Source organism: Pararhodospirillum photometricum DSM 122 (assembly GCF_000284415.1).
Taxonomy (GTDB): domain Bacteria; phylum Pseudomonadota; class Alphaproteobacteria; order Rhodospirillales; family Rhodospirillaceae; genus Pararhodospirillum; species Pararhodospirillum photometricum.
The window spans coordinates 420,942-444,412 of sequence record NC_017059.1; the positions used below are offsets into that span (position 1 = coordinate 420,942).

Here is a 23,471-nt window from a genome sequence, read left to right on the forward strand (position 1 = left end):
TCCCTTACTTCATCATGCTCAAAAGACTATCGAACATATCTTGGGCTGTCGTCATGATCTGGGCAATAGCTTTGTAGGACTGCTCCAGGCTGACCAGCTTGGTCTGCTCTTCCTCGGTGTTCACCCCATAGGCATTGTCAAAGGTGGTCGCCAGGGAATCGCGGGTCGCGGCCGAAAGAGAGGCTGCTTCCTGGGTCGCCTCGGTCCGGTCCGCCAGATCATCAAGCAACGCCGCAATGCGGCCAACGGCCGACTTGCTCGCCGCCGGCAAGGTCCCTGCCGCCGAAAAACTGATGTCGTCGTCAAGGGCGCCCCAGATTTTTTGCAAACCCGAGGTGTCCCCGGTAATCAACGTCTTTTCGCCCACGGTGGTCGAAGCCGGCAAGGCCGTCGGGAAGGTCGTTTCGTCCACCAAGACCTTCATGTCGGCGGCGTTGGTGCCCGACACCAAGGTATTGATCCCCAGGGCATGGGCAAAGCCCTTGGTGCCCACCGTGCCGTCACCGCTCAACACCACGCCCCCGGACGAGGCGCTCAATACCAAGTGGCCCGTGGTGGCATCCTCGGTCGCCGTGATGTTGGAGCCGGCCAACGCGGTGTTGAGGTCGGCCGCCGAGGTGATGGTGGAAAGATTCACCGACACGCTGGTCAAGACGTTGCCCTCGGTGGTGCCGCTTTGCGACACGGTCATGAACGTGATCGTGCCCGTTCCCGGAAGACCAGCCGAGGCAATCGTGTTGGCCGAGGTCAGGGTGGACGGCGGCGGCGAGGCCGACGCCAAGCTGGCCTTGGCATTGATCGTATCGGCCAGCGTCGTGGCCAGATTATCCAGGCCCGCCTGGATGTCAGGCAAGGTCTCCTGGCGCAACGAAATCAAGCTGCCCAGCGTGCCTCCCTTGAGGTTGCTGGTGATATCTTTCCCATTGAGCGTGATCGAGGTGTTGGTACCGCCGGTCGTGTATTCCAAGGTCATGGCGGAACTGGTCAGCAATTGCTGGCCGTTGGAGGCGTAAACCCGGATCTCGCCGGTGTTGGTCGAGAACGCGGTGATATCCACCAAGGCGCTCAGATCTTTCAGCAACGTGCGCTGGGTGTCGATCAGGTCCGCGGCCGACTTCCCCGAAGCCGTGGTCAGGGTGATCTTGTCGTTGAGCTTGTCCAGGTTCTGGAGAATGTCGTTAATCTGCTCAATGCTCTCGCCGATCGCATCATCGGCCGAATTGCTGGCCGCGCGCACCGCGTTGGAGGAATCGCGCAAGGTTGTGGTCCAGGTCTCCAGGGATTCCGTCGTGGAGAGCAAGGCGTCGGCCCCGGCCCCGTCGTAGACCGCCGTGTTGATGGCGTCCATCAAGGCGGTCATGCTGCTTTCCAGGGCCGAGCCGTCCTTGGTCGTCCCCAGCGAGGTCAGCACCGTTTGCAGGTAATTCGCCTTGGTTTCCTCGGCCGCGGTCGCCGAGGTCGCCTTGCGGATCTTGGCAGACAGCGCCTCGTTGATCGTGTTGCCAATGCCCACCACCGTGACGCCCGCCCCACGCCCCTGCGCCATCAGGGTCGCGGTCGAAACCGTCTTGACGGTATAGCCTTCGGTTTTGGCATTGGTCAGGTTGTTGGTCGTGACCGCGATTTGGGTTTGTGTTGTCAGTAGCCCCGTGCGCGCGGTGTGGATCATCGTTGATATGGACATGGTCCCGCCTCCTGGCTTCCCCGTTGCCGGCCCCGGACAGTCCCCTGTCTTCCGCGACCATCCGATCTGACCCTTCCTGGAACGGCGGAAGGGGGTTGGGTCTTCTGACCCGAGAAAAACACGTCAACGCCGGTCAACGACGCCCGGCCTCTAAAGACCCTCAGGGTCGCGCCTCCCGCCGCGCCGGTCGCTCGGAGAGCGGTGCGGCCTCGTGCTCGTGCGCGGCGATGGCCTGCATCACCAGCGTCACCCGGCGATGGGTGACGCCCTGGCGAGCATGCAGCCTGTTTTGGTTGTCTTTCATCAACGATACCAGAGTTCGGGTGCGCTCTTCCAGGGCCTGGGCGTCTAAGTGACCGGCGGCATGCAGGGCCAGAAGATGCGGCACCACCGCCTCGGTCAGCCGGGCATACTCCTGGGCCAGCGCCTCGCGCTCGTGCACCCGATCCAGCGGCAACGGTCCGGGCGTGGTGGCCAGCCAGTCACGTTCCCATTCCGCCAAGGCCAGGAGCCGAGCCAAAACCGCCTGATACGCGTCAAGCAAGGCGAGAACCGCACCGTGCGGGGCAAGGACGGACATGACCAGCCTCCTCTCATCGCTTCCGGGACAACCGCAGCGCGGCCGCGTTGGCGTAGGCCGACATGGGCGAGCGGGTGCGCCGAACCTGCGCCAGTTTGTCCCCCACCTCGCCCTTTAGCCGTGCCAACTCCTGCCGGGCGTCCACCAAAGCCGCCATCGCCAAAACCCGGGCCCGCTCGTCGGAGCCGGGCCCCACGGCCTCGGCCAGTCGTTCGGCCCGGACCATCTGGTCCAGGGCCGTCTCGAGCGCTTGGGCAAGAGCCGGGTCGGCCAGAGCGGTGGAGGAGCGCCGGGCCATGGCTTACTTCTTCGCCTGGATGAGGTCTTGGAACATGTCCTGGGCCGCCTCCAGAATTTGCGTCGCCGCGCTGTAGGCCTGCTGCGAGGTGATCAGCTTGCTGAACTCGGTGGCGGTATCGGTGTTGGAGCTTTCCAGGGCGCCAGAGGACAGGCTTCCCGTTGCCGCCGACCCCGGCGTGTTCAGGGTCTCGGCCCCCGACAAGGTGGTGGGGGTGTAGACGTTGCCCGACGCCGCCTCCAACCCGTCGGGGTTGGTGAAGGTCGCCAGCATGATCTGGTAGATCGGCTTGGACACGCCGTTGTCGTAGTTGACATAAACCAACCCGGTCTCGGACACCGAGGCGCTATAGAACGCGCCCGGCTTCACGCCGTCTTGGGTGATTTTGTCGATTGAGATGTCCGCCGAGCCATCGGTGGAGGCGTATTGGCTGAGGATGTTCGCCGAGCCGATTTCGCCCGTGACGTAGGTGATGGAGCTGGCCGTCGTGCCGTTGTTCCAGGTGATCCCGATCGGATCAAGGCTGTTGGTGGAGGTCCCGGTCGGGCTCGTCGAATCAATCGTGGTGCCGTTTTTGGTGACGCTGGTCAGGTAGCCGTCGCCGTCGAAGGTTACTTGCCACGTCGCATCGGTGATCGTGCCCGGCTGTGCCGCCGGATTGCCTTCGTCGGCCAAGGTAGCCACCACGTTCCACGTGTTGTCAGCGCTTGTGGACTTGGTATAGGTGAACAGCATGGTGTGGGCGTTGCCCTGGCTGTCGAAAATTTCGACATTGGACTGCACCGAAGCACCATCAATAGCGTCCGAGGGCAGGTTGGCTTCCACGGTCACCTTGGAGGTCGGCACTGGTGCGAGGTTGGACGAGTTGATGTTGACCGCCTCAAGATTGTACTTGGTCTTGGGGATGGTCACCTTGCCATCGCGATTGGTGGGATAGCCCTGGAGATAAAAGCCATTGTCGTTCACCAAGAACCCGTTGGCATCGGTCGAAAAGTTGCCAACACGCGTGTAGGCGAAATCACTGCTGCCCGAATCCCGCGCCACAATGAAAAAGCCCGAGCCGTCGATGGCCAAGTCGGTTTCATTCTCGGTGCCCACCAGTACGCCTTGCTGGGAAATGTTCTGCGACGGGTTAGCGATCACGCCCGCCCCGGTGAAATTGAGCTGTGAACTCGTTCCGGTGACCAGCGTCTTGAAATTGGCATCGGTGGTCTTGAACCCCACCGTTTCGCTGTTGGCAAGGTTGTTCGAGATCGTAGACACGGCCGACGACTGGGACCGCAAGGCGGACACCGCCGTGTACATCGAACTGCTGAGACTACCCATGATTTAACTCCCTGGCGTCAGGCGTCAGTGTCAACGGCGCGAGCCGTAATGATCGTGGAAAGCGCGACGGTGGCGCCATTTTTCAAAACAAGCTGGGGCGTGCCGGTGGACCAATCGACTTGGCTTGCGATGCTGGTCGATTGCAGCGTCACCTTGCTGGTGTCGCCGCTGGCGTCGGTGGAAACCACCACGAGTTTGTATTTCGTCCCTTCGACCGGGCTGCCGCCCGCCGTCGTTGAGCCATCCCAGGTGAAGGTATGGTTCCCAGAATCCAGGTCATCCTCGGTCGCTTTGTAAACCGTTAGACCATCCTCGTTCTGAACCTCAAAGGACACCGACGTCGAATCCTCGGGAATTTCCATGCCCCAAGAGAGGGACGAGCCATTATACTCTTGTGACGACGCATCGTAAGTTACTTGCTTGCCCAAGAAAGACAAGGCGACCTGCGAGGACTCGTTGCTTGTGGAAAGCACAAGATTTTCGAGGTATTGGTTGGTCAGAATGGATTGTTCGACCTCACTGAAGCTAACCATCTGCTGGGTGAGCTGGTCGGTATCGGTCGGGTCAAGCGGGTTTTGATTTTTGAGCTGGGCCGTTAGGAGCTTGATGAACATGTCATAGTTGTCGCCCAACTCGGTGACCGAGGACGCCGTCTGGGTGGACAGGCCGTTGTAGGTCGAGGCGCTGGTGGTGGAGGAAGTCGAGGCGGTGCTCATGTCAGATGCCTTTCCCGGCCGGTGTCCCCAGGAGCAGCCTCGGGGTGGGGCCGCCTGACGTCTGCCCAAAAAACGCGTCAAACACTTCGATACTGGCGCAGCGCAAACCAAAAAAAAATTTGCGTCGGACGCGCCAGGAAATCCGACGCTGGGCCGTTCCATTGTTGATCGGCGCGGGACAGCAGCGTCCAGGCAGCGTCCAGGCCGGCTCAACAGCGGTGCGAGAAGCGCGCCACGAAGGGATGAGAAAGGACTCGTATTATGCCCGTCATTACGACGAACACCTCGGCCAACTCGGCCCTGCGCTACCTGAACATCAACTCCTCCAACCAGACCTCCGCGCTGAACCGCATCGCCAGCGGTTCGAAGATCACGAGCGCTGCCGACGATGCGGCCGGTCTGGCGGTGTCGATGAAGCTGAAGAATGACGTTTCGGTTCTCGGCCAGGCGCAGACCAACGCGTCGCATGCGACGGCTCTGTTGGAAACGGCCGATGGCGCCCTCTCCCAGGTTGGCGACATTCTGGAGCGCATGAAGGTCCTGGCGACCTCCTCGATCTCCGGCGCCGTGGAATCCGAACGCAGCAACATCAATCTGGAATATCAAAAGCTTATCAACGAACTCGGGGACATCGCGACCAACACCGAGTTCAATGGCACCACCTTGCTTGACGGCACCTATGCTGGCTCCAGCGTTGAGGCCGAGCTGGCTGGCACGGCGACCATGACCTATGCCGGTATCGGCAGCGCCATGACCACCGGTGACACCATCGCCTTCACCTACGACGGCAAGACTCTGACCGCCACGCTGTCCAATGGCTATCAGAGCGTTCAGGGCGACTTTGACACCGCTCTGAAGCAGGCGGGCTATACCGCGGGCGCCCTCAAGGTGACCTTGGAAGTCGGCACGGGCAACGTGACCCTGACCGACACCTCGATGAATGACCTGCTGACCTCGACTGGCGCCGTGTTCACCGATCAGGACGGCACCTCCGCCACCGTCGCCGGCGCGCATACCGACTTCTCCACCGCCGGCTCCGCCATGCAGACCTTCGACGGCGTCGTTGCGGGCCTGGGCGACAACTCGGTGCTGACGGCTGGCGATCAGCTGTCGTTCACCGTCAATGGCAAGGTGGTGACGGCGACGGTCTCCAACGCTTACAACTTCGCTGACACCACGACGTCCAGCCCGACCGATCTGCAGGCCGACATCAACGCCGCCATGATCGCGGCGGGCTTTGCGGAAGACGACGTGGTGCCCACCAGTGGCAAGTACCATGTCGATATCGACATTGATACGGCCGGTGCCCTGTACGTCGCCGTCGATACCAACGCCTCGGGCATCACCTCCTTCGGGGGCGCCGAGTTCTTCGACAAGGACGGCAGCGGCGATACCTTCGACGCCAAGACCCTGGACTTCATGGTGGGTGTGTCGGGCAACGACGTGATCAGCATCCAGCTGGCCGACGTCCGCACGACCAGCCTGGGCTCCACCGCCGGCACGGCCATCTCGGGCACGTCGGTCGATTCCGTGGCGAACGCGACGGCGGCTCTGGACGTCATCGACGCCGCCGTTACGGAAGTGGCCAATGCTCGCGCCGAACTGGGCGCCCAGATGTCGCGCTTCGACTATCGCAGCGACACCTTGGCGATCAGCAAGGAAAACCTGGACGCGGCTCAGTCGGCGATTACCGATGCCGACGTAGCCGAAGAGCAGGCCAATCTGTCGTCGGCGAAGGTCCTGACCAACGCGGCCATCGCGGCTCTGTCGGCTGCGAACCAGATGCCGCAGCAGTTGGAGAAGCTCTTCAACTAAGGGCGTTTTGCGACAGGATGGGCGAGGCGGCTTCGGCCGCCTCCCCTCTTCTTGCCGCGGCTTAGGGAGTACTCCACGGCATCATCAAGGAGCAGGGCCATGTCATCCGTTTCGTCCTTATCGTCGGTGTCCTCGACATCGAGTGTGGTCACCGGGTCTTCCGGCTCCACGTATGTTTCTGGACTTTCTGGACTGGATACCACGGCCCTGATCAAAGCGGCTGTCGAGGCGAAAATGCAAAAAGCATATCGCCTCGATGACCAAATGAAAGTTCTGACGAACAAGTCAGATGCCTATACTCAGTTGAATACTTTGATGACGTCCGTGTCAACGGCCATCAAGGATATGGCGAGTTCGTCAACAACGTCTTCCTTTGACTCGCGCGCTGCCTATTTAACCTCTTCAGATGTCTCTACGCCGGCTAATTTTATGTCGGCGACCGCTACGTCGTCGGCCTCTCTCGGTATTTATTCCGTGGGCGTTGAGCAACTGGCGAAGTCGCACAAGGTGCAATCGGACGGTCAGACCTCTTCCGCGGCCCTGGGGTATGCGGGCTCCTTCAAAATTGGAGTGTCCGGGGGAACGCAAGAAGAAATCACCGTGTCGGCCACGATGACGATCTCCGATCTCGCCTCGGCCATCAATGCGAAGAGCAGTTCCACCGGCGTGGTGGCCACGTTGGTGAAGGTGGACGATACCCATCAGAGGTTGGTGCTTTCGACCACCGAGACAGGTAAGTCCATCGTGACGACCGATGTGTCAGGCAATACCCTGGATGGTCTTGGCATCACCAACGGAGATGGGACCACCTTTAAGGCGGCCAATGTTCTGCAAACAGCGCAGAACGCTATTGTTTACGTGGATGGCATCAAGGTCGAAAGTTCCTCGAATACCATTAGCAATGTGATGCCAGGGGTTTCCTTCACCTTGTACTCGGAAACGGGCGGCACCTTTGCCGGAGGTAATCTGAACACGATTAATGTGGAAGTCGGCCAAGATCTGTCGCAGGTGAAGGGCGACATTGAGGATTTTGTCGAGGCCTATAACGCTCTGCGCGACTTCATTATTACCAACCAGCAATTCACGGCCGGTATCGGGGCCGCGGAAGACGCGGTGCTTTTTGGCGATAGCGTGCTGAAGGGCGTGAAAGGCGTGCTGTCATCGCTGTTGACTCATAGTATTATCGATGAAGATGGCAAAAAGTTTACGTTGTTCGGCAATGGGACGAATGGCGGTATCGGTTTGTCAATGGATGAAAACAATAAGCTGGTCATTGACGAGACGACGCTGAACGAGGCGTTGCTTCAAAAAATCGACCTCATCCAGAATTTCTTTGAAACGCAGGTGGACACCTCGTCAACCGACGTCCGTGTTCCCTATCGTGCCGAAGGTATGGCCCAGGGAACCTATACCGTCAGTGTCGTTTCGAATGGGACCTCGATCACCTCGGCAAAGCTGTTTGGCCCAGGGCTGGATGCGGCGGGGGTGGATTTGACGGTCAATGGCTCGACCCTCTATGCCCCGAAGTCATCGAGCCTTTACGGTTTGTACATTGCCTATGACGATACCAAGAACACCGAGACCAACACGTTTACCATTACGAATGGTTTCGCTGATAATCTGTTGAGTGGGTTTGATACGTACACGAATGCGAGCGACGGCATTCTCACGGAGACGATTTCCAATCTGTCGGACCAGATTGATGAAAAGCAAGAAAAGCGTGATAAGGTTGCTACCGACTCGACGAAGTATGAAAGTACGCTGATCAACTATTATGCAAGGCTGGAAAAGAAAATTGCCGAGGCCGACGTCAAGTTGCAGTATCTGGAGGCGTTGTTCTTCAGTGATGACGACAGTTAAGACGAGCCGATCGGTCCCTTTTTCTGCCGAGGCCTGAAAAGGCTGGTGTGCTGATCATCCAAGAAGGGAAGAGCATACATGACCAACGTTGCCAAGGCTCTTCAGGCCTATGGGGTTGCCCGTCGAGCCCAGCCCCCGCTTAAGGTCCTGGTGGAAGTGTATGACGCCGTCCTCACCCAGGTGGCCCGGGCGAAGGTGGCCCGGGTGGAAAACCGCCGGGAAGACGAATTTAAATGCCTGAGTAAGGCGACCAACATCCTGACAGAGATGGATGCCAACCTCAATCGGCGGGATCCTGACGCCTTGGCGATGACCGAGACCTTGAGCCGCTACTACCAGACGGTGATCGTTCAGGCCCATACCGCGTTTCGTACCAAGGGTGATGCCGGCCTTGATCGCTATTCCAGCGTTCATCGTCAGGTTTTGGTCATGCGGGATGCGTGGGCTAATCTCGCAGGAGAACCTCCCCTGACCGCGCAGGAGCCGCACCAAGAGGCGGTCGCCGGGTAAAATCTACCGAGTGACCGTGGTAGGGGGCACTGCTACACTTCCCTGAAGCCTTGGACCTCGCCCCCGCGGGGTCCTGACTGGTCCCTGAACTCAAAAAGGGTCTTGTCATGACAGCTTCAGGGAATGTGACAATGCCAGCAGGGATGCCTGCCTCGGAAGAGGGGCCCGAGTCCCAGTCCGATGAAGCGCTCATGGCTTCTGTGCGCGATGGAGATCGAGAGGCCTTCCGGCTTCTCGTCACCCGTCACATTGATCGTATTGTGGGCCTTGCTCGCCGGGTCGTCGGCTCGGGCGAGGCCGAGGATATCGCCCAGGATATTTTCCTGAAGCTGTGGATCCGCCGTGACCAGTGGACCCCTGGGGCTGGTGCCTTTCGCACGTGGCTCTATCGCGTCGCCCTCAACCGGTGCATTGATTATACCCGAAAGCACACGACCGTTTCGTTGGACGAAACGGCGGAGATGAGCGATCCCGCCCGCTCGCCCCTGGAGGCCTATGGGGCCTCGGAGGCGGCCGGTCGCTTGCGCGACGCCGTGCTCCAGTTGCCAGAGCGCCAGCGTATCGCCATCACGCTTTATTACAATGAAGACCTTACGGCGGCCCAAGTCGCCACGGTCATGGATCTCAATCTTAATGCCGTGGAGTCGCTTTTGAAGCGCGGTCGTCGGCGCTTGCGGGAAATTCTGGAGTAGGGAAAGACGGGAGCGGATCGCTTCGCGACACCTTGGGGATCCGCCCCCTCCCCGTTCTGCGCCGGGCTGTCTTTAGAACAGATCTTCAAGAAGATCCGTGCCGCCACACCAAACCAATGCCGTTACACGGCGATAAAGACCACCACCAAGGATGCCAGGAAAATTCCCGCGGCAAGCAGCGGGGGCGCGAAGGCCGGTTCGGCAACGCCGGGGATGGCGGGGCGCACGCCGGTGACCAGGGGGTGGATCAGGTCGTCCTTTTTGACAAACTTATAGAACAGGGCCGCGCCAATATGGCCAAGCGCCCCCAGCAGCAGCAGATAGAAGACGTTATGGTGCAAGAAGGTCATCAGACCCTGCCACCACTCGGGGGACGCTTCAAAGAAGGGGCCACCCTTCGTGGCGTAGGTGTTGTCTTCGGTGAACAGTCCGGTGAACCCGAGGAAGAGAATCAAGGCGAGCAAGCCCAGCATCATGTAGGCGCCGGCCGGGTTGTGGCCGATCCCTTGCCAATGGCCGCCGCTCTTCACCGTGTCGATATAGGCCTTAACGTCCTTGGGGCCCTTAAGGAAGCTCGAGAAGCGGGAGGTTTCGCTTCCCACGACCCCCCAGATGATTCGGGCGATCACCAGCGCAACCGTGACCTTGCCCAGGAACATATGAACCGAGACCTGCTCCATCAGGTCGCCGGAGATGTACAGAAGGAGCAAAAGCACAACCAAGCTCCAGTGGAACACCCGGGTCGGGAGGTCCCAGATCCGTAAGGTGGCCGGGGTGGGCGAGGTTTCTTCAGTCATCGATGGTCTCCAGCCTGAAAGGGATGGCGATGAACGGGGCTTTACGCCCTCGGGGAAAAGGTGCCTTATCGTGAGCCGCGTTGGTCTCGGCGGATGCCGAGGTTCGGCCGACGCGGCCGGCACGACTGTGCGGCCCCAACGACGCGGACGCAACCCTTGGCGCGCGGGAAGCGTCGGTCAACCTTCGATGTTTCATCTGCGACGGACCGCTTGCTCATGACCGCCGCCCCTTCGGCCTTGTTTTCCGCGGGTCTGGTCCCGTTTGTGGTTTCCCTGGCGTTTGCCCTGGGAGGGGTTGGCTATGTCCGCTTGGCCCGCCCCCAGCAAGCCCCCCGGATCCCCTGGCCTGGGGCGGGCGTGGCGATGGGGGTACTCTGCGGGTGGGGCCTTCTCGAGGCGGGCCGGGCGGACGGGCTGTCCAGTGGGGACTGGGCGGTGTGGGCCGGGGTGGTGGCGGCGCTTAGTGGGCTGTGGGCGGATCCCCTGCCAGCGCCAACACCGGCACGCTCGCGCAAAGGCAAGGCGGCGACGTCCGACCCCGTCCACCCAGGCCGCTGGGTGCCAGGGGTGGTGGCGTTTTTTCTGGCGCTTGGACTGGCTGGCGGGCCAGGAGACGCGTTTTTCCCCCGGTCGGTTTCGACGCGCGTTATCCTGGCAGGGACAGGGGCTTTTACGTGGCTGGGGGTGTCTTGGTGGTTGCATCGGGCCGAGAGGGTTGGGCGGGCGCCTGTTTTAGGCTATCCAGGGGCCGCTTTGGGCGTGGCGCTGGTGGCTTGGATTGTGGATCGCGCCGACGTGGCCTTGCCCGCCCTGGCCCTGACGGTGGCCATGCTGGGCTGCTTGGGCGTCCACGCCGTGAGTCGATCGCCGATAGGGCCCGGTGTGCGCGTGGCAGGGCTCGGCGTGTTGATGCCTCTGGCCATAACGTTGGTTCTTGAAGATCCCGACGCCCTGGTGGGGGTTGTGGTGGCGGGTTTGGCCTTGATGGCGGACGCTCCAGCCCCGGTGAGGCCAAACGCGGCGGGAGGAGCGGTGGTGTTGCGGTGGTTGGCAGCGGCGGGAACCGGGCTGGGGCCGGTTCCGGTGGCCGGGGCTTTGGCGGTGGTTTCCGCCGGGATGCCGCCGGGGTGAGGGGATCCTTTGTCCCGGGGGTGGGATCGCTTATACTCCACCCGGTTTGTTTTGGGTCGAAGCAGCGGAGCTGTGCCGTGAACAAGCGCACCCTTCTTGTCGTCGGGATCGTTGGGGGAGTGATCCTGCTCGTGATCTGGGGGGCCGTGATGATGTCGCGGACAAGCGGGTCGACTACCGGTGCCGAGCCGCCCCAAGCGACGACATCCCAGGTCACCCCCACCACGTCAGGGGCGATCAAGGAAGGGGCCTTGCCGTCTCAGGGGCCGCTTCCTCCCGCGTCTTCCGCCGCGACGACCCCAGAGGCGCCCGTGCGTTTTGATGTGGTTCGGGTGGAAAAAGGCGGCGATATCGTTGCCGCTGGCAAGGCCACGCCCGGGGCAACGGTGGCGGTGAAAAGTGGCAGCCGCACGGTCGGACAAGTCACGGCGGATAGCCGCGGCGAGTGGGTTTTGGCGCCCGACACGCCGCTGGATCCCGGTCAACACCTCTTGACCTTGGAAGCACGGCCAGTCGAGGGAGCACCAGTTCAGGGGCAGGAGAGTGTGGCGGTGGTGGTGCCCTCGGCGGCAGGGCCCGAGACGGAGGCCTCCGTTCCCTTGGTGGTGGCCTTGCCAGAAAGGGGGAGCGCCCTGTCTGCCCGCATTCTCCAAGGCTTTGGCGAGAGCCGGGCAGCCCCGGAGTTGTCGATCGAGACGGTGGATTACGACAGCGAGGGACGGCTGGTGGTGGGCGGGACGGCGGCACCCAACGACATCGTGCGGGTCTATCTTGACACCGCCGTGGTCGGGGAGCAGGAGACCAGGGCGGACAACCGCTGGCACGTCGTGGGTCAAAACCCCTTGAAGCCGGGCACCTACAGCCTGCGCGCCGATCGCTTGACGCCGGATGGCACCGTGACCGGGCGGGTGGAAATCCCCTTTCAGCGGCCAGAAACCTTGCCGACGCCGGAGCCCGGGGGGGCGCTGCTTGTGGTGCAACCCGGGAATAATCTCTGGCGCTTGGCGCGGTCGGTTTACGGCGAGGGATGGCGCTATACGGTTATTTTTCAGGCGAATCGCGAGCACATCCGCGATCCTGACCTCATTTATCCCGGCCAGGTGTTTACCGTTCCCCGGCCGGAGCCTGTTCGCGAGCCCGAGGGAGTCTCGCGATCACCCCGGTGATGGAGGGCTCGACCATGCGGAGCCGTCCGGTCTGTCACCGTTTTTTTGTTCCTGTGGAGGGAAAGATGCGTCGCATCGATATCGATTGGAAGACCTACCTGAATCCTCCGTTCCATCCCGATGGGTGGAAGTTTGTGGCGATCGCCGGCGCGGTGTCGCTGGTTTTGTGGACGCTGGCGTTTTGGCTGGCGCTGCTGGGCTTTGCGCTGACCGCGGCGGTTTTGTACTTCTTTCGCAATCCCAAGCGCTTCGTGCCGGAGCGGTCGGGGCTGGTGGTCTCGCCGGCCAGTGGTTTGGTGCAGGCGATCGACGAAGTGGATCCGCCGGCCGAGTTGGCGCTCGATCCGCCGGGCAAGCGCCAGCGCGTGAGCGTTTTCTTGTCGGTGTTTGACGTCCACGTCAATCGCGCCCCCATTGGCGGGACGGTAACGAAGGTGTTGCACAAGGCCGGCAAGACCCTGAACGCCAGCCTGGATAAGGCCAGCGAGGAAAACGAGCGCAACAGCGTCGTGGTCAAGATGCAAGACGGTCGTCAGATCGCCTTCACCCAGATCGCCGGGCAGATTGCGCGCCGGATCCGCTGCGACGTGACCGAGGGCCAGACCGTTCTGACCGGCGACGTGGTTGGTCTGATCCGGTTTGGTAGCAAGGTTGATATCTACCTGCCGCCGGGCGTGGCTCCGCTGGTGGCGCCGGGTCAGACGATGGTCTCCGGCGAGACCGTTCTGGCCGACCTGTCGTCGTCCGAGACGACGCGCACGGCTGTCGCGCGCTAACGGGAACGCATCCATGGTTCGACACCCCCGCGCCAAGCTGCACCGGCGGCGCACTCCCCGGCTTCAGGGCCTGTCTTTTAACAAGATCATCCCCAATGTGATGACCTTGTTGGCTCTGTGCGCCGGTCTCACGTCCTTGCGCTATGGCCTGCACGGCGAGTTTGAGAAGGCCGTTGTGGCGATCATTCTGGCCGCCATTCTGGATGGCCTGGATGGTCGGGTTGCGCGTTTGCTCAATGGCACCAGTCGCTTCGGCGCTGAACTGGACAGTCTTTCCGACTTTGTCTGTTTTGGTGTGGCGCCGGCGCTTCTGCTCTATCTGTGGTCGATGGGCATGGCCGGAGGTGTCGGCTGGGCTTTGGTCCTGCTTTATGTCGTGTCCTGTGCCCTGCGCTTGGCCCGCTTTAATACCCAGTTGATGGGCGAGCGGGATTTGCCGGCGTGGGCTTATAATTACTTTACCGGTGTGCCCGCGCCGGCAGCGGCTGGCTTGGTCATGCTGCCCATGATGTTGTCGTTTGCCACCGAGACGCCCGAGGTCTTCAGCCATCCGGCCTTGGTTGGGCTGGTGCTGGCGGGTGTGGCGGCCTTGATGGTGAGCCGCCTGCCGACCTTTAGCCTGAAGAAGGTGAAGGTGCCCCACAAGGCGGTGATGCCGTTGTTGGTGGGGATTGGCATTTTGGCGGGGTTGCTGGTGACGAACCCCTGGCTGACCCTTGGGGGCGTTGGGGTGATTTACCTCGCGCTGATTCCCATCTCGTTCCACACCTTCCGCCGGTTGCAGCGCGAGGCGCAGCATATGGCGGGGGGCGAGGATCAGGGGAAGACCGAGCCGGTCGAGGGAGCGTAACCCCAAGCCCACGCCCCCGGGATCGAGGGGTCTGGGGAGGCCTGCCTCCCCGGCCTTGGTTTTCCGTGATTTAAGGCTGGGGAGGCTTGCCTCCCCAGACCCCTCGATTTTTTGGCTTGCGCTGCTGAGGGGCACTCTCTATAACCCGGCCTCCCGATGCGGTTGACCGCCCGGGTCGCTTCGTTGGCTTCAGCCGGTGTGGCGGCCCTGAAAAAAAGCGGTTGACACGGTGGGGCGGTGCTAGTAAAAACCGCCGCCTTGGTGACGACGAACGAAGCATCTGACGATGTGACGGTAGTCGAAGCTAAGTGGTTAGTCAATATTGCCGGTTCGCCGGTGTGCTGTTTGACATTGTAAAAGAAAACGCGATCGAAAGAGATGGGCGGGCGGCTCTCGGGGAACCGGGGCTGTCGGAAGAGAGATCTTCCTCAACCGCTCATCTTGAGTAAGACGAAAAGAATATCGACTCGTTCGATACCTTTGAAGTTCTTATGGCCAAGTATAAGTGATTGAGAAAAGGCTCGGCTTTCGAGGTTAACTTGAGAGTTTGATCCTGGCTCAGGACGAACGCTGGCGGCAGGCCTAACACATGCAAGTCGAACGCATCCTTCGGGATGAGTGGCGCACGGGTGAGTAACACGTGGGAACGTACCTTGGAGTACGGAATAATCCTTGGAAACGAGGACTAATACCGTGTCCCTAGTACGAGAGGACCGGGATGGACATCCCTCTGGTGTACCAGTTGTCACGCCCGTGGCATCGCTGGGTAGCTAAGGATGGACAGGATAACCGCTGAAAGCATCTAAGCGGGAAGCCTCCCTCGAAACCAGGTTTCCCTATCAGGACCGTGGTAGACCACCACGTTGATAGGCCGGGTGTGGAAGCGCAGTAATGCGTGAAGCTAACCGGTACTAATCGTCCGATCGGCTTGATAAACGCGCAGAGGCCAGGCCGGCCCTAGCGCTTGTAAATTCCCATAACGACATCATCAGACGGCTTCGATGGCTTGGTGGTCATGGCGAACAGGAAACACCCGATCCCATCCCGAACTCGGCCGTGAAACTGTTCAGCGCCAATGGTACTGCGTCTTAAGGCGTGGGAGAGTCGGTCGCCGCCAGGCCTTCAAAGCCGTCTGTCAAAAAACCCTCTTTACACTGTCAAATAGCCTTATCGCGGGGTGGAGCAGCCCGGTAGCTCGTCAGGCTCATAACCTGAAGGTCGTAGGTTCAAATCCTGCCCCCGCAACCAAAAATTTCAAAGAAATCAAGGCGTTAGTTGAAAGGCTAACGCCTTTTTCGCGTTCCGTCCCCGGCACAGGTAACGCATAGGTAACGGACGAAAGCGTATGTGGGGCGGGAATCCCTCCCGCCGCCTTCGCTTGAACCCGTCCCCTCTCCGCTGCCAAGGTCGCCCGATTTCCGAATTTCGAGCGGGACGGAACCCCATGGCTGGCAAGACCTCTCTTTCTCCGGAATCCCTGATCGCTCTGGGGTCGGGCGTACTCGCCCGATTGATCCTGGAGGAGGCGGAAGGCAGCCCGGCTTTCCGCAAGCGGCTCAAGGCCGCCCCGGCCGGAGCCAAAGGGCCTGCGGCCGTTTCGGATATCAATGATTGGGACGGATTCGATTCCCATGATGCCTATCGGTTCGCGTTGCGTCAGTCCCATGGTCGGAAGACCCTGGGCCCACGTCGCCGCCCAAGGCGCAGGCTGAGCGAGGATGTCGGGGTATTCTCGCGGTAGTGTGATTGTCATCACAACTAAAAGAATTAAAAATGTATAAGATGTATCTTCATGTGGGATATTGACGAGGCGTTGCCATGTCGCATCGGGGGCGGGATCGTCTGGTTGTGGCGGCTATCCTCGGGATGGTCACTGCCTGCGCGACTCCGCCGCCCCCCGTACCGGACCCGACTCCCGAGCCTGTTGTCCCATCGCCGATTCTTCCGCCACCCCCTCGTCCAACTCCGCCGCCAAAGCGTCCCGCAGGTCCGTCGCTTCCGGATTTGCGGATGGAGCAGTTCAAAACCCTCACGCCCGACGATGTGGTGGGGTTGCTCGGGTCTCCGTCCGCTGTGACATTGCGGGGCATGGCGACGATCTGGGAATATCGCGGCAAGGCATGCACTTTCTATATCTCATTCTATCCTGAGATCCCGGGAGACAAACTCCGGGTTCTGGGCGTCGAGATCGACGGGGGCATCGCCGAAACACTTTGCCTCAACCGCTTGCGTGAAAGCGGACGGCCCCATGGCCGGTGACTCTCGTCCCCTCATCGCCCTGGTCGACGACGATGGGCTGTTCCGCGAATCGCTCACCGCCAATTTGATCAGTGCCGGCTTTACCGTGCAGGAATGGGGAGATGGCGAGGCATTCCTCGCCGCCCTTGGCTGCCAGGAAAAGCCTGATCTGGTCCTGCTCGACTGGAAGATGCCCGGCCTCAACGGGATCGAGGTGCAGGGTCGGCTCCGGACTCTTCGCCCCGAACTGCCGGTGATCTTCCTGACTATGCTGGGGGAGCAGGTCTTCGAGGAAGCTGCGCTCTTGGGCGGTGCTGCGGATTTCGTCGAGAAGTCGCGTGGTTTCACCATCCTCCAGCGGCGAATCCGGATCATTTTGGGGCGGGTGCCCGTGACGGAGGTGGCCAGTGCCGACGACCGGATCGTGATCGGGGAGTTGATTCTCGATAGTGAAAGCCGCCGGGCAATTTGGCGCGGGCGACAGGTCGATCTCACCGTCACCGAATTCGCGATGGTCCAGGCCTTGGCCGGCAAGGCTGGACGCGATGTCGGTTTTCGACAGCTATACGATGCCGGTCGAGGCAAGGGGTTTCATGCCGGCGCCGGACTCGATGGCTACCGCGTCAACGTGCGGGCCGCCATCAAGCGCATCCGGGGCAAGTTCAGAGATCTCGATCCGAGTTTCGACCAGATCACCGCCTATCCCGGCTTTGGCTATTGCTGGCGGGTGGACCATGGGTAAGGAACTTGTCCGCTGCTTTCGCTCCTTCGCGGTCAAGCTGATCGCGGCGCTCGTGATCTTTTCCATCGTTCCAGTCCTGCTGGTCCAACGGTTTGACGCCGCCGAGCGTGAGCAGGGCGCGCTGTTGCGGCATCTGGCGCAGGAACAAGGGCGGCTGGCTGGAGAAGCGCTGTTTCCGTTGCTCGATATCCTGACCCCGCGCAGCACCGCCCGGATCGACTCGACAGCGCGCCGACTGGCCGAAGGGGGGCTGTCGATCAGGGTGCTGTTCCGCTCGGCCATTGGTTCCAGTTCTTTTCTCCTGGTTGCTTCGGCTCCCGAGATGGAGATCGGGCGAGGACGCAGCACGATGGACCGTCTGCTCTCCAGTGGCGTGCTGGCGTCACTCGATGCCAGTTGTGCTGGCGGTCGGCCGCTGATTCTGCGCCTGCCTGGTGCCGATGGCGAAGTCTTGACCTATCTCGCCCCCTATCCACGTCCCGCCGGATGTTGGGTGGTGATCGCCGCGCAGCCGTCCGGTCCGCTCGCCGAGCGACTGCTCGGGCGACCTTACTGGCGAGTTCCCGAGATCCAGGCCGCCGCGTTGATCTATGCGGTGATGGCGCTGCTGGTGCTGTCGATCTTCACCGACGCCTGGACCAATCTGCGCCGGTTTCGTGCGGTCGCCCGTGCCGTGGTCGCCGGAGAAAACCGTGGCAGTTTCGCCGCCGCCAACCGGGTCCCCGATTTGGCTGATGTGGCGCGGGAGTTCGACATCATGGTGACGACGCTACGGCGCTCCGAAGCACTGATCCGTCAGGCGGCGGAAGAAAAGCGCCCATGCCCTGAAAGCACCGCTGGCGGTGATTTCTCAGGCGATCGAACCGTTGCGTCGGGAACTGCCGGGAGACTCCACCGGCCTACAGCGCAGTGTCGAGCTGATTTCCCTCTCGGTTGAACGACTCGATGCCCTGGTTTCAACCGCGCGACGGATCGACGAGACCATCGCCAGTCTGGTCGATTGCCCCCGCCACCGGGTCGATCTGTCGGCGCTGCTTTCGACCCTGGGGCAGGGCTTTGCTCGTTTCGCCGAGGAGCGCGACCTGCGTCTTGACCTCCGAATCGTCTCTGGATTGATGGTGATCGGCGGCACGGAGCAGTTCGAAATCATCGCCGAGAACCTGATCGACAATGCCTTCGATTTTTCCCCACCAGGGGGGACGGTGACGTTGGAAGTCCGGCGGGCCGGTACGATGGCCGAGATGGCCGTGTCCGATCAGGGAACCGGAATTGCCGAGGCCGACTTGGACACGATCTTCGAGCGTTATGTATCTGGCCGGGACGGTGGCAAGGAGCATGACGGTCTCGGCCTGTGGATCGTCCGCCGCAACGCCGAGGCCATGGGCGGCCGGGTCTGGGCTGCCAATCGACCCGACGGTGGACTGATCGTCACGGTGGCCCTGCCCCTGGCAGGGTGAGCCGGTCCCCGGTTTGTCACTGCCTTCTCACCCGCTGGCCCCTGCAGACAAGGTATTTCTATCGATGTTGGGACCCGGTCTTGCCGCGTGATGGCGCGATCAGCTCCCCAGATCTTCCGATGATCGAGAGCCAAGACGATTGCGCGGCGGCGCGCAACCGACCGGGGGGACTCCGTCATGACCGAAGAGGACGTCGAGACTGTCGGGTGGGATTGGCGTGACCGGAGCAATTACCGTGACCTGCTTCACCTGGATCGGGCGGGGTGGGCCTGGAAATGGCTGCGGCGCAATCCCGATTACATTGCCCAAACTGCTCAAATCCAAAGGCAATTTTCTGCCCCCGGGGTGCTGACGTCGTCCGACGACGCCGATGCCTCGGATTGGGGGCTGCATTTTTGCCGAGGCGGCCAGCATTCCCTGCGCCGATGCGCGGATATTCTGGCGGGCCGACTGGGATTCCTCGGTGGTCCTGGTCGAGGCGCGGCCCGTTTCGCCCGGGGATACCGAGGCCTTCGATCTGCAACGCTTCGCCGCCTGGGCCACCGTGCTCCGCTTGGCCGATGGACGAGAATTTCTTCTCCTCAGCGATGGCGTTCGTCACCTCCAGCTCGAACTGGTCGACGGCACGCTGCTGACCGGGCCGGTGCGCCTACATTACGCCCTGTCCGGGATCACCCAGATCGACGTGAAGACGCTGACCTTGCGCCGTCTGGTGATGCTGTGCCGCCGGGGCAGGTTTCCGCTCGGGTTGTTTCCGCCGGAGCCGCGCGCCCGCCGCTGGGCTCTGGCGTTGCAGGCCTACGACGGCCTGGCGGCCGGCGCCAGCCATCGCGAGATCGCCGTGGCCCTGTTTGGCGAAACCATCGTGCGGGAGGACTGGAACGGCCGGTCGCAGTATCTGCGGCTGCGGGTGCGGCGGTTGATCCAGGTCGCGACCGCTCTGGTCCAGGGCGGCTACCGCGACCTGCTGGGATAAGCTGGGACGGGGCCACGGAAGCTGGAGGGGGACGAGAGGGAGAGGCGGGAGTGGGGAACCTGCGACGGGTGCCGTGGTGGAGAGAGAGGCTTTCCACCGGTCCGTCGAGGAGAACCGTGATGGCGTCTGATCGGAACAGCCTCTATGCCGAGATCACCAACCGGATCATCGCCGAGCTCGAAGCCGGTCGGCTGCCCTGGGTCCAGCCCTGGGGTCGCGCCGACGGCCCAGGCGATCTCGGCCTGCCCCGCAATGCCGCGACCGGCCGGCGCTATTCGGGGATCAACGTGCTGATTCTGTGGGGGGCGGTGTTCCGCCACGGCTTCTCCGGCCAGGGCTGGCTGACCTTCCGTCAGGCACTGGCCCTCGGTGGCGCGGTGCGCAAGGGCGAGCACGGCACCACCGTGGTCTATGCCGATCGCTTCGTTCCCGACGAGGCGCGCCGCCGGGCTCGTGAAACCGGCGAGGACGCCCAGTCGATCCCGTTTCTCAAGCGCTTCACCGTCTTCAACACCGATCAGTGCGATGGATTGCCAGAGGCCTTGGTGACCGTCCCACCGCCGATCCCAGACGGACTGATCCTGCCCCGGGCTGAGGAACTGATCCGGGCCAGCGGCGCCACACTGCGTCTCGGCGGCGACAAGGCCTTCTACAGTCCGGGGCTCGATTACATCCAGGTGCCCCGGCCCGAGGCCTATTTCGAGCCGATCAACTGGCACCGCACCGCGTTGCACGAGCTCGGCCACTGGACCGGGCATCCCTCCCGGCTCAACCGCAATCTGTCCGGCTCCTATGGTTCCAAGCTGTATGGCCAGGAGGAACTGGTGGCGGAAATGACCAGCGCCTTCACCTGCGCCAGCCTCGGCATCGTCCCCACCGTCCGCCATGCCGATTACATCGGCTCCTGGCTCGAGGTGCTGCGCGACGACGACCGGGCGATCATCCGCGCCGCCAGCGCCGCCTCGAAAGCTGCCGATTATCTGCTCGGTTTCCTGCCGGAGACCGAGGGCGACCATGGTCAGGAGGCGGCGTGATGGGCCCGCTGGTGCGGCGCGGCGTGATCGGCATCGCCCTGATCTTCGCGGCGTTGGCCGTCACCCCGGGGATCAAGCCCAATCTGTCCGGTCCGGCCCGGGTGATCGACGGCAACACCATCGTTGTCGCCGGCCAGACTCTGCGGCTTTACGGCCTCGATGCTCCCGACCTCGGCCAGACCTGCCGGAGCAAGGAAAACCGCGACTGGCCGTGCGGTCGCGCCGCCGCCGCCGCGTTGCGCCAGTACATCGGCGAGTGGCCCGTCGGCTGCCTGACCCGCACTCGGGATGCGGCGGATCGGCTGATCTCGACCTGCCGGGTCGGCGGCACTGATCTCAACGCTTGGCTGGTCGAGCAGGGCTGGGCGTTGGCCTGCAAGGGCTGCTTCGGCGGCTTTCCCCTCGAGCAGGGTCGGGCTCGTCTCGCCCGCCGGGGACTCTGGTCCGGCAGGTTCGAGGCGCCTGAAGACTGGCGGTGGACGCACTGACCCCAGGGAGAGGAAAAGGAGGGCAGGGGATTCGTGACGGGTTCGGAAGGCCGAGAGAGTCTCCCGGCCGGCCCGTCGCGGAGACCCGACATGGCAAACCTTGCGAGAATCACCCTCAGCACGTCCCGGGACATTCCCTTCAACAAGCTGGTGCTGTCCCAGGCCAACGTCCGCCGGATCAAGGCAGGCGTTTCGATCGAGCAGTTGGCGGAAGACATCGCCCGCCGCACCCTGCTGCAGAGCCTGACCGTCCGGCCGATCCTTGACGGCGACGGCACCGAGACCGGCCTCTATGATGTGCCGGTCGGCGGCCGCTGCTACCGCGCCCTCGAACTGCTGGTGAAGAAGAAGCGGCTGGCCCGCACCGCCCTGGTGCCCTGCGTCATCCGCACCGACGGTCTGGCGGCGGAGGATTCCCTGGCCGAGAACGTCCAGCGCGCCCCGCTCCATCCGCTCGACCAGTTTCGCGCCTTCCAGACCCTGCGCGAGGCCGGCCTCGGCGACGAGGACATTGCCGCCCGCTTCTTCATCACCCTGGTGGTGGTGAAGCAGCGTCTGCGGCTGGTCGCGGTGTCGCCCAAGCTGCTCGACCTCTATGCCGAGGATCAGATCACCCTCGACCAAGTGATGGTGTTTTCCGTCACCACCGACCACGCCCGCCAGGAGCAGGTGTGGGACAGTCTGGTCCGCACCTATAACCGCGAGCCCTATTATATCCGCAAGCTGCTGACCGAGGGGGCGGTGCGGGCCGCCGACAAGCGGGCCCGGTTCGTCGGCATCGAGGCCTACGAGGCCGCCGGTGGGGTGGTGCAGCACGATCTGTTCCAGAACGACGATGGCGGCTGGCTGCAGGACCCGGCCCTGCTCGACCGGCTGGTGGTGGAGAAACTCGCCGCCGAAGCCGAAAGGGTGCGGGCGGAAGGGTGGAAATGGATCGAGGTTGCCCCGGAATTCCCCTACGGCCATGCCAACAAGCTGCGTCCCCTCAATGGCGATCCGCTCCCCCTGACCGAGGCGGAACAGGCCGATCTTGATTCCCTTCAGGCGGAATACAGCCGTCTGGTCGAAACCTATGCCGGGGCCGACGAGGTGCCCGACGAGGTCGATCTGCGCTTGAGTGAGATCGGCACCGCCCTGGCGGCGTTCGAGAACTGGCCGCTGTCGTTCGATCCGGCCGAGATCGTTCGGGCCGGGGTGTTCGTCAGCATCGACGGCGACGGCAATTCGCGGGTCGATCGCGGCTATGTCCGGCCCGAGGACGAGCCGGTGGCCGAGCCCGTGCCCGATGCCGAGGGAAGCGTTTCGGTCCAGGCCGGTACGATTCCTTTGGCGGTCGGCGCTACGAGCGTGACCGCCGATCCGTCCGAGGAAGAAGACGGCCTCAAGCCGCTGCCGGATCGTCTGATCACCGAACTGACTGCGCATCGGACCCTGGCGTTGCGCGACGCCCTCGGCCGTGCCCCGGATGTCGCTTTCCAGGCGGTTCTGCATATGCTGTTCCTGCAGGCCTTCTATCGCAGCGGCGCCGATTCCTCACTCGAAATCACCGGCCACAGTGCCGCCTTCACCGTCCAGTCGCCCGGTCTGGCCGATACCGCCTCGGCCAAGGCGATCGACGCCCGCCACCAGAATTGGCTCGGGCAGTTGCCGGCCGATCTCGCCGATCTGTGGGACACGCTGACCGGGTTCGACGGTGACAGCCAGGGGGCGTTGTTCGCTCATTGCGCCGCGCTGACCGTCAACGCGGTGCGCGAGCCGTTGACCCGGCGTGGTCGTCCCTCGACCATGCCGACCGTCTCGCCCGGGCGGTGGAACTCGACATGGCGGCGGTGGGCTGGGTGCCTACCGTCGACACCTATCTCGTCCGGGTCACCAAAGCCCGGATCCTTGACGCGGTGCGCGAGGCCAAGGGCGCGGAGACCGCCCAGTTGATTGATCATCTCCGGAAGCCGGACATGGCCCGCGAGGCCGAGCGCCTGCTGGTCGGCACCGGCTGGTTGCCGGAAATTCTGCGGGCTCCGGAGCCCGGCCCCGAGCCGGAGAGTCTCCCTGGCGATTTGGCCCAGGTCGCCGCCTGATCCTCCTTTGCGGAAGCCCGGCCAGCGTGCCGGGCTTCTGTTCTGTCAGCGGGGAGGTGCGTCATGTCGGTGTCTGATCTGGCCCGCCGTCTCGCCGAACGGGCCGAGGCGGTATGCCGTGTTTATCTGTCCCGGGGCCGTCGTCAGGGGGCATGGTGGTGTGTCGGCGACGTCTTCAACCATCCGGGCCGCAGCCTTTATGTCCGTCTGACCGGCGATCGCGCCGGCAAATGGACCGATTCCGCCACCGCTCAACA

General features: G+C 62.6%; 24 protein-coding genes, 1 tRNA gene, 1 rRNA gene, 1 pseudogene and 1 other annotated feature. Of the genes and pseudogenes, 21 read left to right on the forward strand and 6 right to left on the reverse strand.

All coding sequences use genetic code 11. The annotated features are described in order from the left end of the window. Positions 1-4: 4 nt before the first annotated feature. From RSPPHO_RS01810 to RSPPHO_RS01830, 5 genes are all read right to left on the reverse strand, one after another. Complete coding sequence (locus RSPPHO_RS01810; RefSeq protein ID WP_014413586.1) at positions 5-1,684, reverse strand: flagellar hook-associated protein FlgK; 1,680 nt, start codon at positions 1,682-1,684, stop codon at positions 5-7. Positions 1,685-1,844: 160 nt separating this feature from the next. Next, on the reverse strand, positions 1,845-2,264 hold the full coding sequence (locus RSPPHO_RS01815) for a hypothetical protein (protein ID WP_014413587.1): 420 nt from the start codon (positions 2,262-2,264) through the stop codon (positions 1,845-1,847). A 13-nt stretch (positions 2,265-2,277) separates the two neighbouring features. Then, positions 2,278-2,562 carry a hypothetical protein gene (locus tag RSPPHO_RS01820; RefSeq protein WP_014413588.1) on the reverse strand — a complete coding sequence of 95 codons (285 nt, stop codon included), beginning with the start codon at positions 2,560-2,562 and terminating at the stop codon, positions 2,278-2,280. Between the two features lie 3 nt (positions 2,563-2,565). Beyond that, positions 2,566-3,888 (reverse strand): flagellar hook protein FlgE, encoded by a 1,323-nt coding sequence (gene flgE, locus RSPPHO_RS01825; RefSeq protein WP_014413589.1) that lies wholly within the window; start codon positions 3,886-3,888, stop codon positions 2,566-2,568. A gap of 17 nt (positions 3,889-3,905) precedes the next feature. Then, positions 3,906-4,604 carry a flagellar hook assembly protein FlgD gene (locus RSPPHO_RS01830; protein WP_041793722.1) on the reverse strand — a complete coding sequence of 233 codons (699 nt, stop codon included), beginning with the start codon at positions 4,602-4,604 and terminating at the stop codon, positions 3,906-3,908. Positions 4,605-4,865: 261 nt separating this feature from the next. Here RSPPHO_RS01830 and RSPPHO_RS17380 point away from each other — a divergent pair, with 261 nt between their 5' ends. From RSPPHO_RS17380 to RSPPHO_RS01850, 4 genes are all read left to right on the forward strand, one after another. Continuing rightward, positions 4,866-6,419: a flagellin N-terminal helical domain-containing protein gene (locus RSPPHO_RS17380; RefSeq protein WP_014413591.1), complete on the forward strand. Its 1,554-nt coding sequence runs from the start codon at positions 4,866-4,868 to the stop codon at positions 6,417-6,419. Positions 6,420-6,518: 99 nt separating this feature from the next. Continuing rightward, positions 6,519-8,279 (forward strand): flagellar filament capping protein FliD, encoded by a 1,761-nt coding sequence (gene fliD / locus RSPPHO_RS01840; protein WP_081581619.1) that lies wholly within the window; start codon positions 6,519-6,521, stop codon positions 8,277-8,279. A gap of 78 nt (positions 8,280-8,357) precedes the next feature. Continuing rightward, a complete protein-coding gene (locus RSPPHO_RS01845) occupies positions 8,358-8,789 on the forward strand; it encodes a flagellar export chaperone FliS (protein WP_014413594.1) in 432 nt (143 codons plus the stop codon). 131 nt (positions 8,790-8,920) lie between these two features. Further along, entirely contained in the window at positions 8,921-9,481 is a 561-nt protein-coding gene (locus RSPPHO_RS01850; RefSeq protein ID WP_041793725.1) for an RNA polymerase sigma factor, read from the forward strand. 122 nt (positions 9,482-9,603) lie between these two features. Here RSPPHO_RS01850 and RSPPHO_RS01855 read toward each other — a convergent pair whose 3' ends face one another. Then, positions 9,604-10,278, reverse strand: a complete 675-nt coding sequence (locus RSPPHO_RS01855; protein WP_041793727.1) for a cytochrome b/b6 domain-containing protein — start codon at positions 10,276-10,278, stop codon at positions 9,604-9,606. 216 nt (positions 10,279-10,494) lie between these two features. On the opposite strand from RSPPHO_RS01855, the gene RSPPHO_RS01860 reads away from it, so the two are divergent. The 17 genes and pseudogenes from RSPPHO_RS01860 (at position 10,495) to RSPPHO_RS21865 (ending at position 23,214) form a co-directional block, all read left to right on the forward strand. After that, a complete protein-coding gene (locus RSPPHO_RS01860) occupies positions 10,495-11,409 on the forward strand; it encodes a hypothetical protein (protein WP_041793728.1) in 915 nt (304 codons plus the stop codon). Positions 11,410-11,486: 77 nt separating this feature from the next. Beyond that, complete coding sequence (locus RSPPHO_RS01865; RefSeq protein ID WP_051013561.1) at positions 11,487-12,575, forward strand: LysM peptidoglycan-binding domain-containing protein; 1,089 nt, start codon at positions 11,487-11,489, stop codon at positions 12,573-12,575. A 65-nt stretch (positions 12,576-12,640) separates the two neighbouring features. Next, positions 12,641-13,351 (forward strand): phosphatidylserine decarboxylase, encoded by a 711-nt coding sequence (locus RSPPHO_RS01870; RefSeq protein WP_041796326.1) that lies wholly within the window; start codon positions 12,641-12,643, stop codon positions 13,349-13,351. A gap of 13 nt (positions 13,352-13,364) precedes the next feature. Next, on the forward strand, positions 13,365-14,201 hold the full coding sequence (gene pssA / locus RSPPHO_RS01875) for a CDP-diacylglycerol--serine O-phosphatidyltransferase (RefSeq protein WP_041793729.1): 837 nt from the start codon (positions 13,365-13,367) through the stop codon (positions 14,199-14,201). 672 nt (positions 14,202-14,873) lie between these two features. Continuing rightward, positions 14,874-15,124, forward strand: a sequence feature (23S ribosomal RNA rRNA prediction is too short). An 82-nt stretch (positions 15,125-15,206) separates the two neighbouring features. Continuing rightward, positions 15,207-15,321: ribosomal RNA gene (gene rrf, locus RSPPHO_RS01880) — 5S ribosomal RNA — on the forward strand. 51 nt (positions 15,322-15,372) lie between these two features. After that, positions 15,373-15,449: transfer RNA gene (locus tag RSPPHO_RS01885), tRNA-Met, on the forward strand. A gap of 196 nt (positions 15,450-15,645) precedes the next feature. Beyond that, a complete protein-coding gene (locus RSPPHO_RS01890) occupies positions 15,646-15,942 on the forward strand; it encodes a DUF6880 family protein (RefSeq protein ID WP_041793734.1) in 297 nt (98 codons plus the stop codon). Positions 15,943-16,211: 269 nt separating this feature from the next. Continuing rightward, on the forward strand, positions 16,212-16,460 hold the full coding sequence (locus tag RSPPHO_RS18590; protein ID WP_051013564.1) for a hypothetical protein: 249 nt from the start codon (positions 16,212-16,214) through the stop codon (positions 16,458-16,460). Further along, positions 16,450-17,181: a response regulator transcription factor gene (locus RSPPHO_RS01900; protein ID WP_041793736.1), complete on the forward strand. Its 732-nt coding sequence runs from the start codon at positions 16,450-16,452 to the stop codon at positions 17,179-17,181. Before RSPPHO_RS18590 ends, RSPPHO_RS01900 begins: the two co-directional genes overlap by 11 nt. After that, on the forward strand, positions 17,174-18,118 hold the full coding sequence (locus RSPPHO_RS20745) for a hypothetical protein (protein WP_242390552.1): 945 nt from the start codon (positions 17,174-17,176) through the stop codon (positions 18,116-18,118). The genes RSPPHO_RS01900 and RSPPHO_RS20745 overlap by 8 nt, the downstream gene beginning before the upstream one ends. Then, positions 18,048-18,638, forward strand: coding sequence for a sensor histidine kinase (locus tag RSPPHO_RS20750; protein ID WP_242390553.1), 591 nt, complete (start codon positions 18,048-18,050; stop codon positions 18,636-18,638). The genes RSPPHO_RS20745 and RSPPHO_RS20750 overlap by 71 nt, the downstream gene beginning before the upstream one ends. A gap of 177 nt (positions 18,639-18,815) precedes the next feature. Then, positions 18,816-18,974 (forward strand): annotated as a pseudogene (locus RSPPHO_RS21860) (transcriptional regulator domain-containing protein); the annotation flags it as partial. Positions 18,975-19,008: 34 nt separating this feature from the next. Next, positions 19,009-19,614: a DUF2285 domain-containing protein gene (locus RSPPHO_RS01910; protein ID WP_014413602.1), complete on the forward strand. Its 606-nt coding sequence runs from the start codon at positions 19,009-19,011 to the stop codon at positions 19,612-19,614. Between the two features lie 119 nt (positions 19,615-19,733). Next, entirely contained in the window at positions 19,734-20,648 is a 915-nt protein-coding gene (locus RSPPHO_RS01915) for an ArdC family protein (RefSeq protein WP_041793738.1), read from the forward strand. Further along, positions 20,648-21,136 carry a thermonuclease family protein gene (locus RSPPHO_RS01920; RefSeq protein ID WP_242390630.1) on the forward strand — a complete coding sequence of 163 codons (489 nt, stop codon included), beginning with the start codon at positions 20,648-20,650 and terminating at the stop codon, positions 21,134-21,136. The genes RSPPHO_RS01915 and RSPPHO_RS01920 overlap by 1 nt, the downstream gene beginning before the upstream one ends. 90 nt (positions 21,137-21,226) lie before the next feature. Further along, positions 21,227-23,068, forward strand: coding sequence for a ParB/RepB/Spo0J family partition protein (locus tag RSPPHO_RS01925; RefSeq protein WP_422610580.1), 1,842 nt, complete (start codon positions 21,227-21,229; stop codon positions 23,066-23,068). Beyond that, positions 23,065-23,214 carry a hypothetical protein gene (locus RSPPHO_RS21865; protein ID WP_422610581.1) on the forward strand — a complete coding sequence of 50 codons (150 nt, stop codon included), beginning with the start codon at positions 23,065-23,067 and terminating at the stop codon, positions 23,212-23,214. The genes RSPPHO_RS01925 and RSPPHO_RS21865 overlap by 4 nt, the downstream gene beginning before the upstream one ends. Positions 23,215-23,471 lie beyond the last annotated feature (257 nt).

What these genes read in the sequence shown, in the direction of transcription:
- RSPPHO_RS01855 (WP_041793727.1), bottom strand. Translation starts at nt 10,278, where the DNA reads ATGACTGAAGAAACCTCGCCCACCCCGGCCACCTTACGGATCTGGGAC.
- RSPPHO_RS20745 (WP_242390552.1), top strand. Translation starts at nt 17,174, where the DNA reads ATGGGTAAGGAACTTGTCCGCTGCTTTCGCTCCTTCGCGGTCAAGCTG.
- RSPPHO_RS01820 (WP_014413588.1), bottom strand. Translation starts at nt 2,562, where the DNA reads ATGGCCCGGCGCTCCTCCACCGCTCTGGCCGACCCGGCTCTTGCCCAA.
- fliD (WP_081581619.1), top strand. Translation starts at nt 6,519, where the DNA reads ATGTCATCCGTTTCGTCCTTATCGTCGGTGTCCTCGACATCGAGTGTG.
- pssA (WP_041793729.1), top strand. Translation starts at nt 13,365, where the DNA reads ATGGTTCGACACCCCCGCGCCAAGCTGCACCGGCGGCGCACTCCCCGG.
- RSPPHO_RS01850 (WP_041793725.1), top strand. Translation starts at nt 8,921, where the DNA reads ATGCCAGCAGGGATGCCTGCCTCGGAAGAGGGGCCCGAGTCCCAGTCC.
- RSPPHO_RS01830 (WP_041793722.1), bottom strand. Translation starts at nt 4,604, where the DNA reads ATGAGCACCGCCTCGACTTCCTCCACCACCAGCGCCTCGACCTACAAC.
- RSPPHO_RS01910 (WP_014413602.1), top strand. Translation starts at nt 19,009, where the DNA reads ATGCCTCGGATTGGGGGCTGCATTTTTGCCGAGGCGGCCAGCATTCCC.
- RSPPHO_RS01815 (WP_014413587.1), bottom strand. Translation starts at nt 2,264, where the DNA reads ATGTCCGTCCTTGCCCCGCACGGTGCGGTTCTCGCCTTGCTTGACGCG.
- RSPPHO_RS01890 (WP_041793734.1), top strand. Translation starts at nt 15,646, where the DNA reads ATGGCTGGCAAGACCTCTCTTTCTCCGGAATCCCTGATCGCTCTGGGG.
- RSPPHO_RS01925 (WP_422610580.1), top strand. Translation starts at nt 21,227, where the DNA reads ATGGCAAACCTTGCGAGAATCACCCTCAGCACGTCCCGGGACATTCCC.
- RSPPHO_RS01920 (WP_242390630.1), top strand. Translation starts at nt 20,648, where the DNA reads ATGGGCCCGCTGGTGCGGCGCGGCGTGATCGGCATCGCCCTGATCTTC.
- RSPPHO_RS18590 (WP_051013564.1), top strand. Translation starts at nt 16,212, where the DNA reads ATGGAGCAGTTCAAAACCCTCACGCCCGACGATGTGGTGGGGTTGCTC.
- RSPPHO_RS01810 (WP_014413586.1), bottom strand. Translation starts at nt 1,684, where the DNA reads ATGTCCATATCAACGATGATCCACACCGCGCGCACGGGGCTACTGACA.
- RSPPHO_RS01860 (WP_041793728.1), top strand. Translation starts at nt 10,495, where the DNA reads ATGACCGCCGCCCCTTCGGCCTTGTTTTCCGCGGGTCTGGTCCCGTTT.
- RSPPHO_RS01915 (WP_041793738.1), top strand. Translation starts at nt 19,734, where the DNA reads ATGGCGTCTGATCGGAACAGCCTCTATGCCGAGATCACCAACCGGATC.
- flgE (WP_014413589.1), bottom strand. Translation starts at nt 3,888, where the DNA reads ATGGGTAGTCTCAGCAGTTCGATGTACACGGCGGTGTCCGCCTTGCGG.
- RSPPHO_RS01900 (WP_041793736.1), top strand. Translation starts at nt 16,450, where the DNA reads ATGGCCGGTGACTCTCGTCCCCTCATCGCCCTGGTCGACGACGATGGG.
- RSPPHO_RS17380 (WP_014413591.1), top strand. Translation starts at nt 4,866, where the DNA reads ATGCCCGTCATTACGACGAACACCTCGGCCAACTCGGCCCTGCGCTAC.
- RSPPHO_RS01870 (WP_041796326.1), top strand. Translation starts at nt 12,641, where the DNA reads ATGCGTCGCATCGATATCGATTGGAAGACCTACCTGAATCCTCCGTTC.
- RSPPHO_RS01845 (WP_014413594.1), top strand. Translation starts at nt 8,358, where the DNA reads ATGACCAACGTTGCCAAGGCTCTTCAGGCCTATGGGGTTGCCCGTCGA.